Raw genomic sequence first — 2,516 nt, 5'->3', positions numbered from 1 at the left:
CATTCATATCTTTCAAAAAAAACACTGATATTAAATCAGTGTTTTTTACTATTATTTATTATAATTTTCTAAGAAAGAATGTTTAACCCCATCTTGTTGCCATCCTAAAACTGAATCTATATTAACATTTTCAGCTGCTTTAAATATTGATTTTTCAACATCTTTAAAGTTTTCTCCTAAACTTTTTATAAGATCTTTTATTTCATATCTCTTATTTCCAGTCTTTTTAGCTGCAACCATACAAGCACAGTTTAATGGCCATATACCACTATTTTGTATAAATCTAACTATATGTTCTTCTCTTATATAATAAAGTGGTCTTATTATTTGTATTCCATCAAAGTTTGTTGAATTTAACTTTGGTAACATTGTTTTAAAGTTACCAGCACATAATAAGTTTAACATAGTAGTTTCTATAACATCATCATAATGATGTCCTAGTGCAAGTTTATTGCAACCTAATTCTTCTGCTTTTGAGTAAAGTGCTCCTCTTCTCATTCTAGCACACATATAACAAGGATAATCCTTCGCTATCTCATCAGCTATTTCAAAAATTCTAGAATCAAATAAATGTATAGGTATATCTAAGTATTCACAGTTATCTATTAATAATTGTTTTATATCTTTATGATATCCAGGGTCCATAGCTATAAACTCAACTTCAAAATTAACTTGTCCATGTCTTTTTAACTCTTGGAACATTTTAGCCATAAGTAARCTATCTTTACCACCTGATATTGCAACAGCTATTTTATCTCCTTCTTCTACTAAATTATAATCTCTTATTGCTTTTATAAATTTCGACCATAAATGTTTTCTATATTTTTTTATTATACTTCTTTCTATATCCTTTAATGGCTGTCTCTCTTCAAAAGGAACTATTATTTCACAGCCTTTTCCTGCTAATTCGCTCATTTTATCACCTCATCCTTATGTGAACATGCAAATTATTTTATCATAAAATCTATTGTAAATTCAAGTAATACATAAATTAAATGCATTTATTTATATTGATTTGTCAGTATTTATTAAAATTTATATATTTTATCTATTTATAGTAACCAAATTTGCTTGTACGAATAATATATTATTAGATATTTATTATCTAAATTTTTACTAGGGGGAGTTTTAATGGAAGATAAAAAAAGAGGTATGTCAAAAAATTGTGGATGCGAACTTGCCAGACCTTATGTCAATGATCAAAAGTTCACAAAAATGTATTCGCTTTCTAGTGCATTGAATAAAGGAACTTTATTCCCTGAATTATATTTAATAGATTCAGCAATGTATAATGCAGACTTATATAAAAATCCTAAAAATAGAGTTAGGGGGAAAAGATAATGGCTCAATCAAATAAATCTGACATAATATTAAAAATTCAAGAATTAACTTTTGCTTGTGTAGATTTAAACTTATATTTAGATAATCATCCTGATGACATGTGTGCTGTAAACATGTATAATAATTTTTCAAAACAATTAAATGAAGTTATACGTAATTATGAATGTAAATATGGGCCTTTAACTAATTTTGGATATGGTAAAAGTAATTGTCCTTGGCAATGGATCGAAGAACCATGGCCTTGGGATAGTAAGTTTTATAACTAAAATATGATAATAAATTATAAAAATTAGAGGAGGAATAAATGAATGTGGGTTTATCAAAAAACATTAGAATATCCAGTTAATTTGAAAAATTCAGACCCAGAAATGGCTAAACTTATAATGACTCAATTAGGTGGACCTAATGGAGAACTTGCAGCAGCTCTTAGATACCTTCAACAAAGATACACTATGCCAACTGGTAAATCTATAGCACTTTTAACTGATATAGGTACAGAAGAAATGGCTCATGTTGAGATTATATCAGCTATATTATACCAATTAACGAGAAATGCTACTCCTGAAGAACTTAAAGATGCAGGACTTGGACCTAATTATGCTACTTTTGGACATGGACTTCAACCAGTAGATGCAAATGGTGTAAACTTTACTACAGCTTATATTAATGTATTTGGAGATGCTGTTACAAATTTACATGAAGATATGGCAGCAGAACAAAAAGCATTAGCTACTTATTATCAGCTAATTAACTTAACAGATGATTCAGATCTTAAAGACATATTAAGATTTTTAGGTCAAAGAGAGATTGTACACTACCAAAGATTTGGAGAAGCATTAATGGATGTTTATGATTTTACTGATAGTAAAAAGATATTCTAATAGATTTAAGATTTGAATTTTAGAATAGAAATTATTTTATAAAAGTGGAGTGTATAGTTTGTATACTCCACTTTTACTATTAAATATTTATACAGTATAGATAAAATCATAAAAATACACTGTCAGTAATTTTGACAGTGTAAAATCAAATAGATTTTAAAATCTAATATTTATATGTTTTAATCTATAATCTATTAGCTACACTTAATATATTATCTACAGCAACTTTAACACCTCCAGAGTTTTTAAAAGTATAAGATATTTCACTGGCTTTTAATTTATAMATATTATTAT

At 27.1% G+C, this 2,516-nt stretch carries 4 protein-coding genes; 3 read left to right on the top strand and 1 reads right to left on the bottom strand.

Features of this window, described 5'->3' with window-relative positions:
• Nucleotides 1–51: 51 nt before the first annotated feature.
• Entirely contained in the window at nucleotides 52–915 is an 864-nt protein-coding gene (locus G3997_RS02345; protein WP_296647478.1) for a tRNA 2-thiocytidine biosynthesis TtcA family protein, read from the bottom strand.
• Nucleotides 916–1,131: 216 nt separating this feature from the next.
• Here G3997_RS02345 and G3997_RS02340 point away from each other — a divergent pair, with 216 nt between their 5' ends.
• From G3997_RS02340 to G3997_RS02330, 3 genes are read left to right on the top strand one after another with little or no spacing between them, the layout of a single operon-like run.
• The gene (locus G3997_RS02340; protein ID WP_296647476.1) at nucleotides 1,132–1,341 is read left to right on the top strand and encodes a spore coat associated protein CotJA; all 210 of its coding nucleotides are present in this window, start codon (nucleotides 1,132–1,134) and stop codon (nucleotides 1,339–1,341) included.
• On the top strand, nucleotides 1,341–1,607 hold the full coding sequence (locus tag G3997_RS02335) for a spore coat protein CotJB (protein WP_296647472.1): 267 nt from the start codon (nucleotides 1,341–1,343) through the stop codon (nucleotides 1,605–1,607). The genes G3997_RS02340 and G3997_RS02335 overlap by 1 nt, the downstream gene beginning before the upstream one ends.
• 42 nt (nucleotides 1,608–1,649) lie before the next feature.
• Nucleotides 1,650–2,222 (top strand): manganese catalase family protein, encoded by a 573-nt coding sequence (locus G3997_RS02330; RefSeq protein WP_296647467.1) that lies wholly within the window; start codon nucleotides 1,650–1,652, stop codon nucleotides 2,220–2,222.
• Nucleotides 2,223–2,516 lie beyond the last annotated feature (294 nt).

The organism is Romboutsia sp. 13368 (assembly GCF_018336475.1).
GTDB lineage: Bacteria > Bacillota > Clostridia > Peptostreptococcales > Peptostreptococcaceae > Romboutsia.
This window is presented reverse-complemented; position numbering and strand designations above follow the sequence as displayed.

Excerpts from the sequence above, each read along its gene's own strand:
- G3997_RS02340 (WP_296647476.1), top strand. The coding sequence starts at position 1,132 with ATGGAAGATAAAAAAAGAGGTATGTCAAAAAATTGTGGATGCGAACTT.
- G3997_RS02335 (WP_296647472.1), top strand. The coding sequence starts at position 1,341 with ATGGCTCAATCAAATAAATCTGACATAATATTAAAAATTCAAGAATTA.
- G3997_RS02330 (WP_296647467.1), top strand. The coding sequence starts at position 1,650 with ATGTGGGTTTATCAAAAAACATTAGAATATCCAGTTAATTTGAAAAAT.